The 18,003-nt window shown below is 36.5% G+C and carries 20 protein-coding genes; 18 read left to right on the forward strand and 2 right to left on the reverse strand.

From position 1 onward, the window contains the following. Nucleotides 1-181: 181 nt before the first annotated feature. The 11 genes from AB1444_03185 (at nt 182) to AB1444_03235 (ending at nt 12,076) form a co-directional block, all read left to right on the forward strand. Nucleotides 182-796, forward strand: a complete 615-nt coding sequence (locus AB1444_03185) for a TetR/AcrR family transcriptional regulator (GenBank protein MEW6525654.1) — start codon at nt 182-184, stop codon at nt 794-796. 67 nt (nt 797-863) lie between these two features. After that, nucleotides 864-1,961, forward strand: coding sequence for an acyl-CoA dehydrogenase family protein (locus tag AB1444_03190; GenBank protein MEW6525655.1), 1,098 nt, complete (start codon nt 864-866; stop codon nt 1,959-1,961). A gap of 19 nt (nt 1,962-1,980) precedes the next feature. Beyond that, a complete protein-coding gene (locus AB1444_03195) occupies nt 1,981-3,177 on the forward strand; it encodes an acyl-CoA dehydrogenase family protein (GenBank protein ID MEW6525656.1) in 1,197 nt (398 codons plus the stop codon). Nucleotides 3,178-3,204: 27 nt separating this feature from the next. After that, nucleotides 3,205-4,368, forward strand: a complete 1,164-nt coding sequence (locus AB1444_03200; GenBank protein MEW6525657.1) for a 3-hydroxyacyl-CoA dehydrogenase family protein — start codon at nt 3,205-3,207, stop codon at nt 4,366-4,368. Nucleotides 4,369-4,378: 10 nt separating this feature from the next. After that, on the forward strand, nt 4,379-5,149 hold the full coding sequence (locus tag AB1444_03205; protein MEW6525658.1) for an enoyl-CoA hydratase/isomerase family protein: 771 nt from the start codon (nt 4,379-4,381) through the stop codon (nt 5,147-5,149). Between the two features lie 209 nt (nt 5,150-5,358). Next, complete coding sequence (locus tag AB1444_03210; protein MEW6525659.1) at nt 5,359-5,949, forward strand: TetR/AcrR family transcriptional regulator; 591 nt, start codon at nt 5,359-5,361, stop codon at nt 5,947-5,949. Nucleotides 5,950-5,973: 24 nt separating this feature from the next. Beyond that, nucleotides 5,974-6,288, forward strand: coding sequence for a YkgJ family cysteine cluster protein (locus AB1444_03215; GenBank protein MEW6525660.1), 315 nt, complete (start codon nt 5,974-5,976; stop codon nt 6,286-6,288). A 34-nt stretch (nt 6,289-6,322) separates the two neighbouring features. Further along, complete coding sequence (locus tag AB1444_03220; protein ID MEW6525661.1) at nt 6,323-7,252, forward strand: rhomboid family intramembrane serine protease; 930 nt, start codon at nt 6,323-6,325, stop codon at nt 7,250-7,252. A gap of 189 nt (nt 7,253-7,441) precedes the next feature. Further along, complete coding sequence (gene ppdK / locus AB1444_03225; GenBank protein MEW6525662.1) at nt 7,442-10,156, forward strand: pyruvate, phosphate dikinase; 2,715 nt, start codon at nt 7,442-7,444, stop codon at nt 10,154-10,156. A gap of 173 nt (nt 10,157-10,329) precedes the next feature. Continuing rightward, on the forward strand, nt 10,330-11,058 hold the full coding sequence (locus AB1444_03230) for a tetratricopeptide repeat protein (protein ID MEW6525663.1): 729 nt from the start codon (nt 10,330-10,332) through the stop codon (nt 11,056-11,058). A gap of 13 nt (nt 11,059-11,071) precedes the next feature. Then, nucleotides 11,072-12,076 (forward strand): hypothetical protein, encoded by a 1,005-nt coding sequence (locus tag AB1444_03235; protein MEW6525664.1) that lies wholly within the window; start codon nt 11,072-11,074, stop codon nt 12,074-12,076. A 39-nt stretch (nt 12,077-12,115) separates the two neighbouring features. Here the strand turns inward: AB1444_03235 and AB1444_03240 are convergent, their stop codons facing one another. Next, on the reverse strand, nt 12,116-12,895 hold the full coding sequence (locus AB1444_03240; GenBank protein ID MEW6525665.1) for a hypothetical protein: 780 nt from the start codon (nt 12,893-12,895) through the stop codon (nt 12,116-12,118). Continuing rightward, nucleotides 12,892-13,512, reverse strand: coding sequence for a CsgG/HfaB family protein (locus AB1444_03245; protein ID MEW6525666.1), 621 nt, complete (start codon nt 13,510-13,512; stop codon nt 12,892-12,894). Before AB1444_03245 ends, AB1444_03240 begins: the two co-directional genes overlap by 4 nt. Nucleotides 13,513-13,832: 320 nt before the next feature. Here AB1444_03245 and AB1444_03250 point away from each other — a divergent pair, with 320 nt between their 5' ends. From AB1444_03250 to yidD, 7 genes are all read left to right on the forward strand, one after another. Beyond that, nucleotides 13,833-14,999: a glycosyltransferase family 4 protein gene (locus AB1444_03250; protein MEW6525667.1), complete on the forward strand. Its 1,167-nt coding sequence runs from the start codon at nt 13,833-13,835 to the stop codon at nt 14,997-14,999. Continuing rightward, on the forward strand, nt 14,996-15,643 hold the full coding sequence (locus tag AB1444_03255; GenBank protein ID MEW6525668.1) for a response regulator transcription factor: 648 nt from the start codon (nt 14,996-14,998) through the stop codon (nt 15,641-15,643). Before AB1444_03250 ends, AB1444_03255 begins: the two co-directional genes overlap by 4 nt. A gap of 91 nt (nt 15,644-15,734) precedes the next feature. After that, nucleotides 15,735-16,229 carry a DbpA RNA binding domain-containing protein gene (locus tag AB1444_03260; GenBank protein MEW6525669.1) on the forward strand — a complete coding sequence of 165 codons (495 nt, stop codon included), beginning with the start codon at nt 15,735-15,737 and terminating at the stop codon, nt 16,227-16,229. Further along, nucleotides 16,192-17,040 (forward strand): class I SAM-dependent methyltransferase, encoded by an 849-nt coding sequence (locus AB1444_03265; GenBank protein MEW6525670.1) that lies wholly within the window; start codon nt 16,192-16,194, stop codon nt 17,038-17,040. Before AB1444_03260 ends, AB1444_03265 begins: the two co-directional genes overlap by 38 nt. A gap of 175 nt (nt 17,041-17,215) precedes the next feature. Then, the gene (gene rpmH, locus AB1444_03270) at nt 17,216-17,374 is read left to right on the forward strand and encodes a 50S ribosomal protein L34 (protein ID MEW6525671.1); all 159 of its coding nucleotides are present in this window, start codon (nt 17,216-17,218) and stop codon (nt 17,372-17,374) included. Nucleotides 17,375-17,396: 22 nt separating this feature from the next. Continuing rightward, complete coding sequence (gene rnpA / locus AB1444_03275; protein MEW6525672.1) at nt 17,397-17,762, forward strand: ribonuclease P protein component; 366 nt, start codon at nt 17,397-17,399, stop codon at nt 17,760-17,762. Between the two features lie 8 nt (nt 17,763-17,770). Further along, nucleotides 17,771-17,980, forward strand: a complete 210-nt coding sequence (gene yidD, locus AB1444_03280) for a membrane protein insertion efficiency factor YidD (protein ID MEW6525673.1) — start codon at nt 17,771-17,773, stop codon at nt 17,978-17,980. The last annotated feature ends 23 nt before the right edge of the window (nt 17,981-18,003 follow it).

Genomic DNA, 18,003 nt, shown 5'->3' on the forward strand with positions numbered 1-18,003 from the left:
ATATTGTGTAAAATATTGTTGCAAATATAAAATTTTGCTTGTAATACTGACATGTCAGTATTACATTGTTTTGTCAAGATTAATTTGTTAAAAAAATTATTTTTTAAAAAAATTTTTTTAAGATTTTAATTGTTTTTTATAACTCTTTGCCATTGAGTTGTGAAAATTATAGGAGGAAATAATGACCAGGGCAGATGATACAAGAGATAAAATATTGCTTCATGCAAAGAGGTTATTTTCGGAAAAGGGCTATTATGCAACACAAATTTCAGATATTATTGAATCAGCAAAAATTGGACGTGGAACTGTTTATCAATATTTCTCCAATAAGGAACATCTTTTTATATCATTACTGGAAAGGTTTTTGATTGAATGGGAGAAATATATCAATGAACTATCGATCAAAGAAGATTTAGAAACAATATCTCCATATATGTATCTTAAAAAAAGGTTGTATGAAGCATTCCATTTTTTCTTTGAAGATAGAGACCGTGCAAATATAATTTTACGTGCCGGTTTAGGCTTACCAGATCATTTTGAGCAAAAAATTCAGCATTTTGAAAACAAATTAATTACTATGATTATTGCTGATCTGAATATTGCAGTCAAATTTAATAATATTGGTAAAGATGTGGATCTAAATTTTATGGCTAATCTCATTGCTGGAGGAGTCTTCAGATTGGCCCATTATTATCTGACTATAACAATGGATGATACTATGTTACTAGGGGATTTAGAAGCAATATCTGATAAGGCCTCTAAGATTATTGCTCATGGTATTTTTAATAAAAAATAGTTGACTAATTTTAATAATAAAATAAGTACTGACATGTCAGTACTTATTTTATTAAGGAGGTTATCGTATGGTAGAAGAAATAAGTTTTGCATTATCTGAAGAACAGCAGATGATGCAGGATACTGTCCGACAGCTTGTTCAGGCTAATGTAATAGATGCTATTCACCAATGGGATGAAAACAGACTATTGGATAAACAGGCAGTCCAAAAATTCTGGGAATTAGGTATAATCCAGTCAATGATCCCTGAAGAGTATGGTGGATATGGCATGGGGAGTTCTCCTGTGCTGCATACTCTGGTACTGGAGGAATTAGCCTATGGGGATATGGCTTTTGCTGTGTATGCCATGTTACCTGCCCTTTTTGTGCTTCCCGTAGTATATTTGGGAAGTGTAGAACAAAAGGGGAAATACCTTCCTGAATTTTGTAAGGAATCCTTCGTTCCGGCAACATTAGCTGTGAATGAGCTCAGTGTAGGTTTTGATGTATGGAATTGTGAAACAAAAGCTGAAAAGAAGGGAAATTCATATGTTTTAAATGGTAAAAAGTGCTTTGTTCCCCTTGCTGATGAAGCTTTGTATATGATAGTTGTAGCAAATTATAAGGGCAATCCACATCTGTTTATAGTGGATAAAGATGCAAAAGGACTATCTGTTGGAGAAAGGGAAAAAAATTGCGGTTGGTGGGCACTTCCAACTTTTGAAGTTACCTTTGAAAATTGTACAATTCCAGAAAGTAACCAATTGGGGGATGAAACAGCATTTAATTGGCTCATCCAGAGAACAAGAACAGCAATGGCTGCTATTGGAACAGGTATTTCACGAGCTTCATATGAATACTCCAAAAAGTATGCGAAAGAACGCCAGCAGTTTGGTGAGCCCATAGCCAGCAGACAATCAATAGCTTTTATGATAGCTGAAATGGCCTATGAAGTTGATGCAATGAGATTGTTAACATGGAAAGCTGCATCAGCTATTGAGTTAGGTATGGATGCTAACCGTGAGTCATTTCTTGCAAAGATTTATGCTGGAGAAATGACTATGAAACTGACAGATTATGGTGTTCAGATTCTGGGTGGTCATGGGTATATCAGGGATCATCCTGTTGAGCGATACTACCGAAATGGGCGTAGTATTGCCATTTGTGAAGCCATGGCAATTATTTAATAGTGTGAGGAGGGCAACAATGATTCAGTTAGTAACACCTGATTATATAAAAACATTACAGGATAACATGCATAAATTGGCAGAAGGTGTTCTGCGTCCAATCTCAAGGAAATATGATGAAGCCGAGCATGAGTATCCTAAGGAACTTGATATGTTCAGAGGGATAAAGGTTATGGCTCGCCCCAAGAAAAAGAAAGAAGGTGAATCTTCTGCTTCGGGTGAAGAAAAAAAGCCAAAACGAGGAGCAAACCTGGGGATGGTAGTGACCATTGAAGAAATGTGTTGGGGCGATGCAGCTCTTTTATTGTCATTCCCAAATGCTGGTTTAGGGAATGCAGCAATTTTGGCAGTTGCCAATGATGAACAGTTGGAACGGTTTGGTAATAAGTGGGCTGCTATGGCTATTACAGAGCCGGGTGCAGGTTCTGATTCAGGAGCTATCACAACAACCGCTACACGTGATGGCGATTACTGGGTACTTAATGGGGAAAAGATTTTTGTTACCTGCGCAGATAGAAGTGAAGTGGTTGTGGTATGGGCGACAGTTGATAAAAAAGCCGGGAAATCTGGAATAAAATCGTTTGTTGTGGAAAAAGGGACACCTGGTTTTACTCTGGAACATTTAGAGCATAAATTAGGCATCAGGGCCTCTGATACTGGTACCTTTGTACTCAGCGATTGTAGAATCCCTTATAATAACATATTGGGTGATCCCGAAGTAAAGATGTCCACTGAGGGATTCAAAGGTGTCATGAAAACATTTGATAATACCAGGCCATTGGTTGCTTCAATGGCAACAGGTATAGCACGAGCTGCTGTTGAATTTACCCGGGAACAATATGAAAAGAAAGGATACACATTTGATTATAAAAAGAATTTATCAAATGTTTCTGCAGTTGAGCGTGAGTGGTATTTAATGGATGCAAATGTAGAAGCTATGAGACTTTTAACCTGGCGTGCTGCCTGGATGGCTGATAATAATCAGTTTAATAACTTAGAAGCATCAATGGCAAAAGCTAAGGCGGGTAGATATGCAACATTGATTACACAGCGCTGTGCTGAACTTTTGGGTCCTGTGGGATATTCAACTCACTATCTTGCAGAAAAATGGATGAGAGATAGCAAAATCATGGATATTTTTGAAGGAACCGGGCAGATACAGCACTTGATTATTGCTCGCAACGTACTGGAAATGTCAAGTAAGGAACTTAAATAACTATGATTTTTATAAAGGGAGGTAATTATGCAGAGTATTAATGATGTAAAGAAAATTGCAGTCATAGGATCAGGGGCAATGGGTCATGGAATAGCACAGGTGTGTGCTCAAAATGGGTTAATGGTTGCCATGATAGATATTAAACAGGAATTCCTTGATAATGCTTTAAAGAAAGTAAAGGAAAGCTTAGATTTCCTTGCATCAAAAGGGAAGTTGCAGGGTACTGTTGATGATGTTCTTGGAAAAATAAGTGTAACAACCGATTTACAAAAAGGGGTATCAGATGCTCAGGTTATCATTGAAGCAGTGCCTGAAAATATGCAATTGAAGAAGGATGTATTTGCAAAAGCTTCATCTGCATGCGCTTCTGATGCAATACTGGCAACAAACACATCTACCATGAGCATTACTGAAATAGCCAACGCTGTTACAAATCCTGAGCGATTTGCTGGAATGCATTTTTTCAACCCTGTAACCAGAATGAAACTGGTTGAATTGATTTATGGTGCCAAAACATCGGAAAATGCTATAAATATTTTGTATGAGTTGACAAAGAAAATTGATAAATTTCCCGTAAAAGTTTTGAAAGATAGGCCAGGTTTTATTGTTAACAGAATCAGTGCGCCTAACCAGGCATTACTGAGCGCAATTTTAGATGAAGGCAAAATCAATCCTGCACAAATAGATGGGAAAATGAAAAAAATGGGTGTTAAAATGGCTCCTTTTGAAACAGCTGATTTTGTTGGGCTGGATGTTTTCTGCCATACACTGGAATATTATGCACAGACACTATCTCCCCAATATAAACCCGGGAAATTTTTACTTGGATGCCTGGAAAAAGGTCATCTTGGAATGAAGAGCGGAAAAGGTATATATGAATGGAAAGATGGCAAAGCTATCATTCCTGAAATGCCGGATACTGAAGAAATAACACCGCTCCATCTTATGGCTGTACAGGTTAATGAGGCAGTAAAAGTATTTAAAGAAGGTATTGCTGCAAGTGTTCAGGATATTGATGATGGTGTCAAATATGGGATGAATGCATTTGCTGGGCCGTTTGCACTGGCATCAGGAGTTCAACCACAACAATTAACTGATTGCCTTAATTATTTGGCACAGCGCTTTAAATTAGACATTCTTAAACCGGAACCTGAAATTATAGACGGTTCGTTTAAAACAATTGGGAGATAGGAGGTGTCATATGTCAGATGCAGTATTATTAGAACAAAAAGGGATGGTTGGTATTTTAACCATTAATAAACCTAAAGCCAATCAGCTAAGCCATGATGTTTTTGAAACAATGCGAAAATTGTTAGATACACTTGAAATAGATAAAAATATCCGTGTGCTGGTTATAACTGGATCAGGAGATAAGATTTTTTGTGCTGGAGCAGATCTTTCACAGGGATTTGGAGATTTCAGTGCTGTTGATTTTTTAAAGCGGGGACAGGATGTGTGGAATAAAATAGAAGATTATCCAAAACCCGTTATAGCTGCATTAAATGGTCATGCTCTTGGTGGTGGATGTGAATTGGCAATGGCCTGTCATATACGGCTCATGAAAAAGGGTGCACGGATTGGTTTAACTGAGACAAATTTAGGAATTATGCCTGGATATGGCGGTACATTACGGCTGCCTCGTTTGGTGGGAAGAGCAAAGGCATTAGAATTAATGCTTTTTGGAAAACAACTTGAGGCAGATGAAGCACTTGAAATAGGTCTGGTACATAAAGTTTTTGAAGAACAGGATTTTATGGGTGAAGTATTGAAGTTTGCTGAAGAATTAGCAGCTAGACCACCGCTATCTGTAAAAGCAATTTTGAAGGTATTGTCAGCAGGACCATCAATGTCGCCTGAAATGCATTTGAAGATGGAACGGGAAGAACTGGCAAAATTATTTACTACCAAGGATTGTATGGAAGGCATGATGGCATTTGCACAAAAGCGAAAACCTGAATTTAAGGGTGAATAAAAATAAAGCTATAAGGAACCTCCTGCTTTTTATAAAAAACCTCGTATATCTGGTACGAGGTTTTTTTTCTTGTATTTACGATTATGGTATTATAATGTGGTAAATTTACATACTATGTCATTATGATATGGTGCAATGATTTAATCCATAACGCACTACTAGTAAAGAAGAGCGGAAGCAATTTATTTTTTGTTGAGGAGATAATACCAATGCCTGACGTTGTAATAAAAGAAAACAGCAAACAGAAAACACTGATAATGCAAAAATCACAGGTACTTTTTTGGGAAAAAGGGTATGCTGAAACCAGTATGAAGGATATTGCAAATGAATGTGGTTTCAGGCCTGCCAATATTTATAACTTTTTTGAAAGTAAAGAAGAGATATTATTTTCCATTTTAAAAGAAGAAATGGAAGAGATAGTTAACCCTATAAGATATCTGGAAAAAGAAGATGGAGATCCCTTACAGCAATTGCGATTATTGATAGAAACTCATGTTAAAATTACTTTAGGGGAAAAAAGAGCTTCAAAGTTATTGTTTGATACAGAGCTTAGAAATCTTTCACCTGAAAGGAGGAAAGTTATTCTGGGTCTTCGTGATGAATATAATCGTATAGGGTATTCCATACTGAGGCGTGGGATTGAAAAGGGATTATTCAGGAAGGTAGATGAAAAAATTGCATTGAATCTTATTGCTTCAATGATTGTTAGAACACGGTTATGGTTTTCTCCCGAAGAATGGATGACGATAGATGATTTAATTGAATTTATCTTTCAGTTTGCTCTAAAAGGGTTGTCATAAGCAATCTGCAATAGCTTTAATACTATGCAAAAAAAAGATTGCAAGCGATGTGGTGCATGTTGCTTTGTTGACATGATTGCCTATGCAACGGAGGATGATTTTGTACGCTGGCGCGCTGAAGGGCGGTATGATATTTTACATATAATTGAAAACGAAGCAAGCATCTGGGCTGGTGATCATTTAATTTCTTCACGTAATGGGCATTCAATTCAACGGTGTCCTTTTTTAATAATGGATGATAATGGCCTTTATAGGTGCACCATTTATGATACACGACCGGCAGTATGCAGAAATTTTGAGCCTGGTGTTTCAAGAATGTGCCCTCAATATGAGGAATAATAATATTACTTAATGAAAATAGCAGGATTAGTTAATGTATAAGAACTGGGCTGTTACCCTTATAATAGCAAATGGGATAATTTTTGTCATTCAACTTTTGTTGAGTAATACTCTTGTCCCGTATACTGTTGCTAATAATATTTTACCTATAGATATTGTTACGTACTATCTGGGTTTAATTCCTTATTTGGTAGTTGATAAATTGTATCTATGGCAGCTATTTTCGTATATGTTTCTCCATAGTACTTCTGGTTTTGCACACATAATATTTAATATGTATGCTCTTTTTATCTTTGGTATGCCAGTTGAAAGATTGTGGGGCAGTAAAAAATTCCTTATATACTATTTAACCTGTGGTGTTGGAGCTGGGTTAGCAATTTTTATCATAGCTTTATTATCTGGTGGGCTGGGATATTATATACCTACAATTGGTGCATCTGGAGCAGTTTTTGGGCTACTTCTGGCATTTGGCATATTGTTCCCTGATGTTGAAATATTACTTTTTTTTATCATACCCGTGAAAGCGCGAACATTGGTAATAGTATATGGTGCTCTGGAACTGTTTCTTGAGCTTTCAGGTGGATTTGATAACATCTCACATATAGGGCATCTGGGTGGGCTTGCCACGGGTATTATCTATTTCATAATTACCCGTAAACATACTATCAGATATAAAACCAGAGGGTTTGTTGCTTTGCAAAAGAAAAAAGCGACTGTTCCATCTGAACCTGTTGTAGATAAAAAGGAGATTGAATTACAAAAAACTATCGTACAAAAATTATACAAACAGGGTGAACACGCGTTAACAGATGATGAAGTGCAGTATATACGGTATAAAGAAATTATGGTTGAAACAAATACTGTAGATTGTGATATGAGTATTTTTGAATCAGATAGTTGTGAAAATTGTATTGATAGGGATGCATGTTTTGTTAAAATTGTAAATGATTTGCTAAAACGATAGTATATAATAACTAAAATGATAATTGTAATGTGAAATTAATCTTTACAACAAAAATGTAGTAATATAAGGATGTTAAACTGTTCAGTAATACTGGTAAAATTATCCTATTCTGTGTTTTTTATGAAAATGTGATGTGTTATCATTTTTATGGTAACAATAAAATAAATTTAAGAAGAAGGGAGAATAACAATGACAAAGCGTGTGTATCTGTTTGGTGGTAACGTTACAGAGGGAACTGCTGATATGAAGAACCTTTTAGGTGGTAAAGGTGCTAATTTAGCAGAAATGGCACGTATTGGCATTCCTGTTCCTGCTGGCTTTACAATTACAACCGAAGTATGTAATGAATATTATAAAAACAATCAGAAAATGCCTGATGGTCTAAAAGAAGAAGTTATTGCTGCATTACGTAAGGTAGAAGAAATTATGGGCACCAGGTTTGGTGACCCTTCCAACCCTTTGCTGGTATCGGTTAGATCAGGTGCACGGGCATCAATGCCAGGAATGATGGATACAATTCTTAATTTAGGAATAAATGAAGATGTGGTGAAAGGCCTTGTAACAAAAACAGGGAATGAGCGGTTTGCATGGGATTCATACCGCCGCTTTATCCAGATGTATGGCGATGTTGTACTGGGATTGAAGCCTGAAAGCAAGGATGAGCATGATCCTTTTGAAGTGATCATGGATGAACTAAAGGAAAAAAGGAAAGTTAAAAATGACCTTGATCTTACTGTAGATGATTTAAAAGTACTTGTAGCGCGATTTAAGAAAATCATAAAAGATAAGCTCAATGTATCATTCCCTGATGACCCTTATGAGCAGTTATGGGGAGCAATAGGAGCGGTTTTCAGATCATGGAATAATGAGCGTGCCATCCTGTACAGAAAAATGAATAACATTGATGATAGCTGGGGAACTGCGGTAAATGTTCAGGCTATGGTATTTGGCAATATGGGCAATGACTGTGCAACAGGTGTTGCCTTCACAAGAGATCCTGCCACAGGCGCAAAGGAGTTTTTTGGTGAATACCTGATTAATGCTCAGGGTGAGGATGTGGTTGCAGGCATAAGAACACCTCAACAGATAACACTTGAAGGGTCACGCCGGTGGGCCAGGGAAAATGGTGTATCAGAGGAAGAACGTAAACAGAAATATCCATCACTGGAAGAGTATATGCCTGAAGCATATAAGCAGTTAGTGGATGTATATAAGACTCTTGAAAAACATTATCGTGATATGCAGGATATTGAGTTTACCATACAAAACAAAAAATTGTGGATGCTCCAGACACGAAATGGTAAGCGAACTGCACGGGCTGCTATAAATATTGCTGTTGATATGGTTGAAGAAGGCCTGATAACAAAAGAGGATGCAGTATTAAGAGTTGATCCACAATCACTTGACCAGCTACTCCATCCAACCTTTGACCCAAAGGCACAACGCAAGGTTATTGCAAAAGGGCTTCCTGCATCACCAGGTGCAGCTACAGGAAAAATTGTGTTCAATGCTGACGATGCCCATGAATGGAAAGAACGTGGTGAGAAGGTAATTTTGGTTAGAATTGAAACATCGCCTGAGGATTTAAAGGGTATGAATGCTGCTGAAGGCATACTTACTGCGCGTGGTGGTATGACATCGCATGCTGCTGTTGTTGCCAGAGGAATGGGCAAATGCTGTGTATCTGGTTGTGGAGTGCTGGAGATAGATTACGCAAAGCGTAAGATGAAAGTTGAAGATATTGTATTAAAAGAAGGCGATTATATTTCCATAGATGGTTCAACGGGAGAGGTAATGCTTGGCAAGGTTGCAACCGTTGAACCTGAAGTAACAGGTAAATTTGGAACCATTATGCAATGGGCTGATGAAATCAGAAAGCTTAAAGTAAGGACCAATGCAGATACGCCCCATGATGCAAAGGTAGCTCGAAATTTTGGAGCTGAAGGGATAGGGCTGTGTCGTACTGAACACATGTTCTTTGAAGGTGACAGAATAAAGGCAGTCAGGGAAATGATACTTGCTGATACCTATGAAGGAAGAAAGAAAGCTCTGGATAAATTGCTACCTATGCAGAGAGAGGATTTTTATGGTATATTCAAAGCAATGGAAGGGTTGGGAGTAACTATCAGGCTACTTGATCCACCATTACATGAATTTTTGCCACATGATCTGGAATCACAGAAAGAGATGGCAAAAGAATTAGGAATAACTGTTGAAGATGTCAAAGCTAAGGTTGAAGAACTCCATGAATTTAACCCTATGTTAGGGCACAGGGGTTGCCGATTGGGCATTACCTATCCTGAAATTACAGAAATGCAAGCTCGTGCAATATTTGAAGCAGCTTGCCAGCTTGTAAAAGAGGGTGTGGATGTTAAGCCTGAGGTGATGGTTCCGCTAGTGGGCCATGTTAAGGAACTCATAATGCAGAAAGATATCATCGTAAAAACTGCTGAAACAGTCATGAAAGAAATGGGAGTGAAAGTTGATTACATGGTTGGCACCATGATTGAAGTTCCTCGTGCTGCAGTAACAGCTGATGAGATAGCAAAGGTTGCCGAATTCTTTTCATTTGGAACAAATGACCTCACACAGATGACATTTGGTTTTAGCCGTGACGATGCAGGAAAATTCCTGAAAGAGTATGTTGATAAGAAAATTTTACCAAATGACCCATTTAGAATTTTAGACAGGGATGGTGTAGGGCAGCTAATTAAAATGGCATATGAAAAAGGGCGCTCTGTTAATCCAAAGCTCAAACTGGGTATTTGTGGTGAGCATGGTGGCGAACCAAGTTCAGTTGAGTTTTGCCACATGGTTGGTCTTGATTATGTGAGTTGCTCACCGTTTAGAGTACCAATTGCCCGACTGGCTGCTGCTCAAGCAGCAATACGGTTTCCCCGATAAAAGTATGGTTGTGCAATGATCTCTTGATCTAATGACACTATTTACTGTAGCGAGCATAAAGTAGTTTTAAACACAATGAAAATATTTACAGCCTCACCCTTAAGCTTACTTTTAAATTAAGAAAAAGGGCTTAAGGGCGAGGTGAATACATTATATTTTTTGGGGGATAAAACGTGAAAATTAAATTATTTTTTATTTCTGCTTTTATACTAACAATCCCCATGGTGCTCTATGCAGATTATGATAAAGCCTTGAAACTGTTTGAGCAAGGAAAATACGATGATGCATTAGTTGAAATAGCATCAGTTCTGGATGTTTCGAAAGATTTTGAAACAAATTCGCCAAATTATAATCTTCGGTATTTAGCTGGTCATATCCATGCTAAGAAGGGTAATTATGAATCAGCTCTTACCCATTTAAAGCGTTGTGCAGAAATTCAAAAAGATACAGTTAATCCTCTTGTTGATATTGCCTTTATATATATAGATTATAAGCGGTATACTGATGCAATGACGTGGGCCAGGAAAGCATTGCAGATCAAGCAGGAACCTATTGCATATTATATTTTGGGATTGGCCTATTCAGGAATTGGTTCGTACTGGCAGGCAAAAGAGTATTTAGAAAAAGCTATCTCACTTGATCCTGAGTTGTACTATGCATATAACGAATTGGGAAATGTGCTGATGGCTTTAGGTAGGATTACCCAGGCACAGACTGCATATTCGGCTGCATATGCACTGGCACCTTCTTCAGCATATATTTGTAACAATCTGGCCATGAGTTATATTCAGGTTGGTGATGTAAAAAAAGCTGTTGAAATCATTGAAAAGGCAAGAAAGCTTGCTCCGGATAACCCCATCATTGTAGAGAATTATGATCGCATTGTTAGTTTAAAAAAATAAGCATATACTATAGGTGAAAGTTAAATCAAAATATTTAAGTGGTGATGTTATCCATTGGTTAGCGGATGATACAGTATCATTGTTGTTTTTATTGAAAAGCATTCCTGCCTTAAAAGAGAACAATGTACAAAAAGATAGCACACAAAAACTACATTCAATCAGTTTGTATACACCAACGAAAAAAGCCTATGAGTATTTTGATGCACCAGGTATTGGCATTATGTGGTTTTTTTCATCACTGGTGGAAAGTGGATTTGATATACGTGATAACGTGGTGTATTCAATTCTTAAAGAAGTACTGAAATTCCAGCAAGATGATGGAGGATTTACTTTAAACTGGAAACCTTTCTGTTCAACGGCCTGTATTACCGGACAGGTAGTATATTACCTGCTGGAAAGCGGATATCAGGGAAAAGAAGTAGAGAAAGGCATAACCTGGATTATTGCTCACCAGCGGAATGATGGTGGATGGTTGCATTGCCCTATCGGTTCAGTTGGTGATTCACTGAAATATTTGCTATTTAAACGCATCGGGGAAGGAATTCGATTAGAGGATACTGATACACCTAGTTGTGTAGTTGCAACTGTCATGTGTGCAAAAGCCTTAATGAAGTTAGATACCCACAACAGCAATGATAGTATTCAAAGAGCTATCGCCTATATGTTCCGTGATGATGCCATATTTAAAGAAGCTGGTTGCAGGTGCAGAGTTGCATATAATCATGAATTGCTGGGCTACCCATTTTATTTAGATTATGATAGCATTGATGCCATTCAGTTTTCACTTTTTTTAGGTGATGCAGCTGAAGCGTTTAGGATACGATTATTTAATCAATGTATAATGAAACAATTTGATGATGGAAGTTTCCCTTTAGAGCACAGACGAAGAGGATGTATGCATCAGTTTTTACGGTTACCTGGTAAGTTGAAGTCAAAGGATAAATTAACAACTATACGTGTTGTCTCAATGCTTGTTAATACGGGCAATGCCGTAATAGAATACGATGTGAGTAAATAATTGTAGATGCAAATAATAGAAACAATTGAAATATATTGATTAATTATAGAAAGCGTATCCTGCTGAAACACAGAGAAGAATAGAATCAATAGTGGCATCTTTCTTTGTATAAAAAATCTGGTTTGTTTGTGGATTTACAGCATCAGGTACTGATGAAAATAGTATATTGTTACGTATCCATTCCCCACCAATCTGGACAACAAGCCCACCGCTGAAAAATATGCTGAGCATGACATCAACACCATAGGTAATAGTTGAAAACTGTTGTGTTGGTGGCGGCGTATACCCATCAATAAGTACGCGGGCTATTGGAGTTGGTTTATACGTAGCAAATGCATAGCCAAGCATGGGCGATAGACTAATGTCCCATGGCTTTCTATTTGTAACATGAAACGATGGGCCAAAATAAACAGAATAATCGCTATACAGTGTTTTTTTCCAGGATTGGTAATCAGCGCCAAAATTTGTATTCTGTACTATAACACTGCGCCGTATTTTTGACCGTATACCAATATAATCAATAGGAAGATATTCTCCTGAAAGTGTTAATCCAAAAGCTAAATGTGATAGATAAATAAGTTTAGTTATTTCATTCTCAAAAGTATAGGTTGAGGTTTTGGTAAATTTTTCTTCTGCTGAAATAATATCACCGTACGGGACTCCGATAGAAACTGAGCCTGTAAGGATTATCTGATCTTTGTGTATGCCTTCGGGAGGCTTGTCCAGCTCATCAAATTCGGATGAATAGGCAAAAGAAAAAAAAGCAATGGTACTAATCAGTATTAAAAGCTTGATATACGTTTTACTTTCCCATTTCATTTTTTATTTTCTTCTTGTAAAATTTCAAGGATTTGCTTAACCACCTGTTTTGCAATATCATCATATTGGGAGCTCTCTATCAAAATATCATTGAGATTCCAGATTAACGTTAATCCACAGCAAAATTTTGCCCTGTAACGCCAGTCCCAAGCCCTTCCCGGTTCTTTGCGGACGGTTAGCAAAATTTCGCCATTTTCAGTATTAATGGCTTTTAATGTGAACGTATCAATACAGTTGGGTTCAAACTTGTTATTCCTGTATGCCTGTAAAGCAGAGCCACGGCCAATAATAATAACATCAGCACCTAACAATTTACCAATTTTTACAGCCTGTTTATCGTCAATTAAACCTGAGGCGGAAAGCTGCTGTTCCTGCAAAATTTTTTGTATGGCGTCGCGTTCGATGGTAGTAACTTTTCCGCTTTTAAAAAATTGATGTGAGATAGCATCTGAAAATTCATCTCCCCAGCCAGCACCTTTGATGTCAAAGGGGAATACTGCAACCCGCTTCATTCTTTTTTGTAGTGCCTGTTTATTGGTATATGCTACATCAATGCTTGAACAGGCAAATAATGAAGATACAGTGATAATAACACCTAAAATTTGAAAGAATTTCATAATTCATCACCCTTGTTTAATAATATTTAATAATATAAAAATAAAATCTTTTTTTCCAATAATGATGCTGCTTTGTTATCTCTTACCTTTTATAGTATAGTACCATTTTATGATGTATTTTGACAAATATTATTTTTAACAAAACATGATTTTTTAATTTACATCAAATGATTATCCAGAAATGTATTTTTATAACGTATATTGGTTGGTCAGGGAAATTATTGTTTTAGCTATGCGTAATTAAATAGTATTTGAAATATAAAAGGCATGTTTTAGTGTGAGAAAAACGTAATTTTTTTGTTTGGAATGGGGTATTTTACATGAAAGAAAAAAAGATTAATATATTAATTATAAATTATGAATTTCCTCCATTAGGAGGTGGGGGAGGTGTTGCTACCTATGACCTGGCATTGGAGTGGGTGAAAACAGCAAATGTACATGTCATCACTTCATCATTTAAAGGGTTACCCTCCTATGAAAATATTAATGGGATTCATGTTCACAGAGTAAAGATTTTATTCAGAAAATCAAGGGATGCAGCAACATTTATTTCAATGTTTAGCTACCTGCCTGCAGGGTTTATACGGGCACTATCGCTTGCCCTAAAATATAAGTTTGATGTTATCAATACACATTTTGTTGTGCCATCAGGCCCTTTGGGATATGTAATTTCAAAGTTATTTGGCATCCCAAATGTTTTATCATTGCATGGTGGTGATATTTATGATCCCAGTAAAAAAATATCACCTCATCGAAATAGATTCTTTAAAAGTGTTGTTCGTTTCCTTCTTAACAGGGCAGATGCGATTGTGGCTCAATCATCAAATACTCGCAATAATGCAATAGAATACTATGCACCAAAAAATGAAATTCAGATTATTCCGTTAGCATTCCATCCGCCAGTAATACCAAAAACATCACGGAAAAAATTGGGGTTGCATGAAAGGGATTTTATCTGTATAACTATTGGAAGATTGATTAAGCGTAAATCAATTGATGTCCTTATCAGGGCGATAGCTCTTGTTAATAAGCCTGCCGTTAAACTTCTCATTATGGGAGATGGCCCTGAAAGGGAATACTTGCAGTCACTGGTTAAAGAATTGTCACTGCATGATAGAGTGCGATTTCTGGGATTTGTTGCCGATGAGGAAAAATTTGCCTATCTATCACAATCTGATTTGTTTGTACTTACTTCTATGCATGAAGGATTTGGCATTGTGTTTATGGAAGCCATGTATTGCGGATTGCCCATTGTTGCTACCAACCATGGCGGGCAGGTTGATTTTCTTATCCATGGGGAAAATGCAATGCTTATTAATGTTGGTGATGTGGAAAGGTGTGCTAAAAGTATTATGAAGTTTTATAATGATAAAAAGCTCTATAAATATTGTTCTGTTAATAATAAAAAAAAGATTACTACCTTTTATGCCGAAAATGTAGCAGAACGGTATATGAATATTTTTTTAACATTAGTTAATAAAAAATGAAAATTAAAACAGCACTCATTACACAAAACAAGGAATTGGCACTGGAAGTAAGAATGCTTCAGATTTTAGATGTTAGTGTTCATGGTACTATTAATACTCTTAAAGATGAAGGATTTGATATAGTATTATTTGATACTGAGCAAATAGACATAAGCGATGCACAATTTTATCTTTCAAAGCTGCGCAAGCGTTTTCAGCGATTGCCAGTCATTCTTATTGTACGGATGGGATATTTAGAATCAATAAACAGAGACTGGTTTTTTGATGATTTTATTGTGTTCCCTTTCAGAAAAGGTGAATTGAAAGCACGTATTGATCGGTTAATAGGTGCTGAAATTGAATTAAAGGATTCGGTTATCAAAGTTGGCAATATTACCATAGAACCTGAAAAGTATTCGGTAACAGTAAATAATGACAAAGTATTGCTGACATACAAAGAATTTGAATTACTTAAATTATTAATGGAAAATAAAGGTATAGTTTTTACCCGTCAGGAGTTACTTTCCCAGATTTGGGGTGTTGAGTATATAGGGGGAACTCGTACAGTTGATGTCCATATCAGGAGGCTTAGAATTAAATTAGGGGATGAGTTTAATAATATAATAGAAACCATACGAAATGTTGGATATAAGTGCAAAGAATAATTATAGAAATATGCTTGCCAATATATAAATTGCTTAATTAATGTAAAAAAATCTATTATTTACAACGTAGAGAGGATTGAGTGGAGTTGTCATGAATCAGTTAAAAAAGATTGAAAAAATACTGGAATCAGCCTTGCATGAAGACCTTACACCATATTTTGCTCTTGTAAAAACAATGAGGAAACATTTGCCAATGTTTGGATCAACAAAACGGATAACTGCTGCATTACTGAAAGAATGTATTGGGGATATCTCAAAGCTTGATATAGCAGAAGTTGCCGCATTAAATTTTACAAAAACTTCTGATGGTACTATTGTCTTTGAAGATATAAAGGATGGCAAAGCACGAATTTTTATTAACATTGGTAAAAACCATAAGATAACACCAGGCGACCTCATCAGGGAAATATCAAAGCGTTCAGGTATTGATGGGAAGCTCGTTGGTAAGATTGATATACATTCTACCTATTCGTTTATTGAAATACCGGAACAATATGCAGAACTGGTGTTAATTTCACTTGATAAAGCACGGATAAAAGGTGTGCCCATTGTTGTGGAGCCAGCTAAAAAGAAAAAGAAACAATGAGATAATGACACCTGCATGCCCTATCTGCACCTCATCAAAGTATAGAACAATTTCAGAAGATCTGTTACTGTGTACAAGGTGTTGCATTATTTATAATACCAATCATGCACCAGCAGTATACTCTACAGATTACTTTGGCCAGGAATATAAACAGCAGTATGGCAAAACGTATGAAGATGATTTTGAATCAATATATGCAGTATCCCTTTCCAGGCTTTCAATAATAAAAAAATATTTAGGGGATAACCTTTCTGCAAAAAGTCTTCTTGATATTGGGTGTGCTTTAGGGTTTTTTTGCAAGGCTGCCAGAGATGTAGGGTTTGGTGAAGTTGAAGGATTGGAAATATCAGAATATGCTGCAAGGTATAGTAGACACAAATATAACATACCGGTTCATAGTACAGGATTTGAAGATTTTATTCCTGTAAAAAAGTATGATGCAATAACTGCATGGTTTGTACTGGAACATTTTAATGACCCGTATGCTATGTTTGTCAAAATATATGAAATGCTTGAAGATAATGGCATTTTTGCCTGTACGCTGCCATCGTATTTTGGGCCATTATTTTATTGCCATAGGAGTCAGTGGGTACGGTCTCATCCCCAGGATCATCGAATTGATGTGGCCCCAAAGAGTATTAAAAAACTTCTTCAGCAAATTGGATTTTCTTATGTACGATGTTTTCCTTCAGGTTACCATCCAGAGCGTTTTGGAACTATCGCCCAAAAATATAAAAAATTGTATAATTTCATTGCACGCTTGCTGTGCTTTTCTGATACTATACTGGTGATAGCATTAAAAAAGGCTTAATAAATTCTTGACACAAATCACAATACGTTTAGAATAGCATTTTTGTTGTGTATTGCATAAAAGTTGTGCTATTGTAAAAAATACATGTAACGTAGCTAAAAAATTCTATATCATTACTGTAATCATATACGTTTTTTCAACTTTGAACTACTATTCTTAATAATGAGGTGGGATGATGAAAAGGACATTTCAACCAAGTGTAATCAAACGATTACGGGCACACGGATTCAGAGCACGAATGAGTACCAGGGCAGGTCAGGAAGTATTGCGCAGGAGAAGACAAAAGGGTAGATACAAATTAACTGTTTCGGATGAAAAGCGAAATTCAAAGTAATTCTTGGTAATATCATAATTCCGTGAAAAGGAGATATTCATTAAAGGGGCTGAAGAGATTTAAAGAAGTCATTGCTAACGGTAAAAGAGTTTATGGCAAAGGGATGAGAATGATAGTATATATGCAACCATTACAGACAGAAGGGTATTTGAGCAATACATTACAATCCCGTTTTGCCGTAGTGGTTCATAAAAACTATGGAAATGCTGTTGAACGGAATAAAATTAAACGACAAATTCGTTCTATTTTGGTGACTCTGATGCCCCAGATACGACAGGGTTTTGCTGTTATTATATTTCCAGACACCACCTGTAAGGCTATGGAATATGATCATCTTGTTACATCAGTGAAACAAGTATTGCTTAAATCAGGAGTACTAAAACAGTGAAGATAAATATGGTTACTATACCGGTAGTGTTAATAAAATTATATAAACTTGTGATTTCACCGGTATTGCCCAATGCATGCAGATTTTATCCAACGTGTTCTCAATATGCCATTGAGGCATTGACCAGGCATGGGCTTTTCAAAGGTGGTTTTTTATCGGTTAAAAGAATCCTTCGCTGTCATCCATTTTGTGATGGTGGGTATGACCCTGTCCCCTGATAATCATTTTTAAGTACGGAAAA

The sequence above is a fragment of the Spirochaetota bacterium genome, from assembly GCA_040756435.1.
Classification (GTDB): domain Bacteria; phylum Spirochaetota; class UBA4802; order UBA4802; family UB4802; genus UBA4802.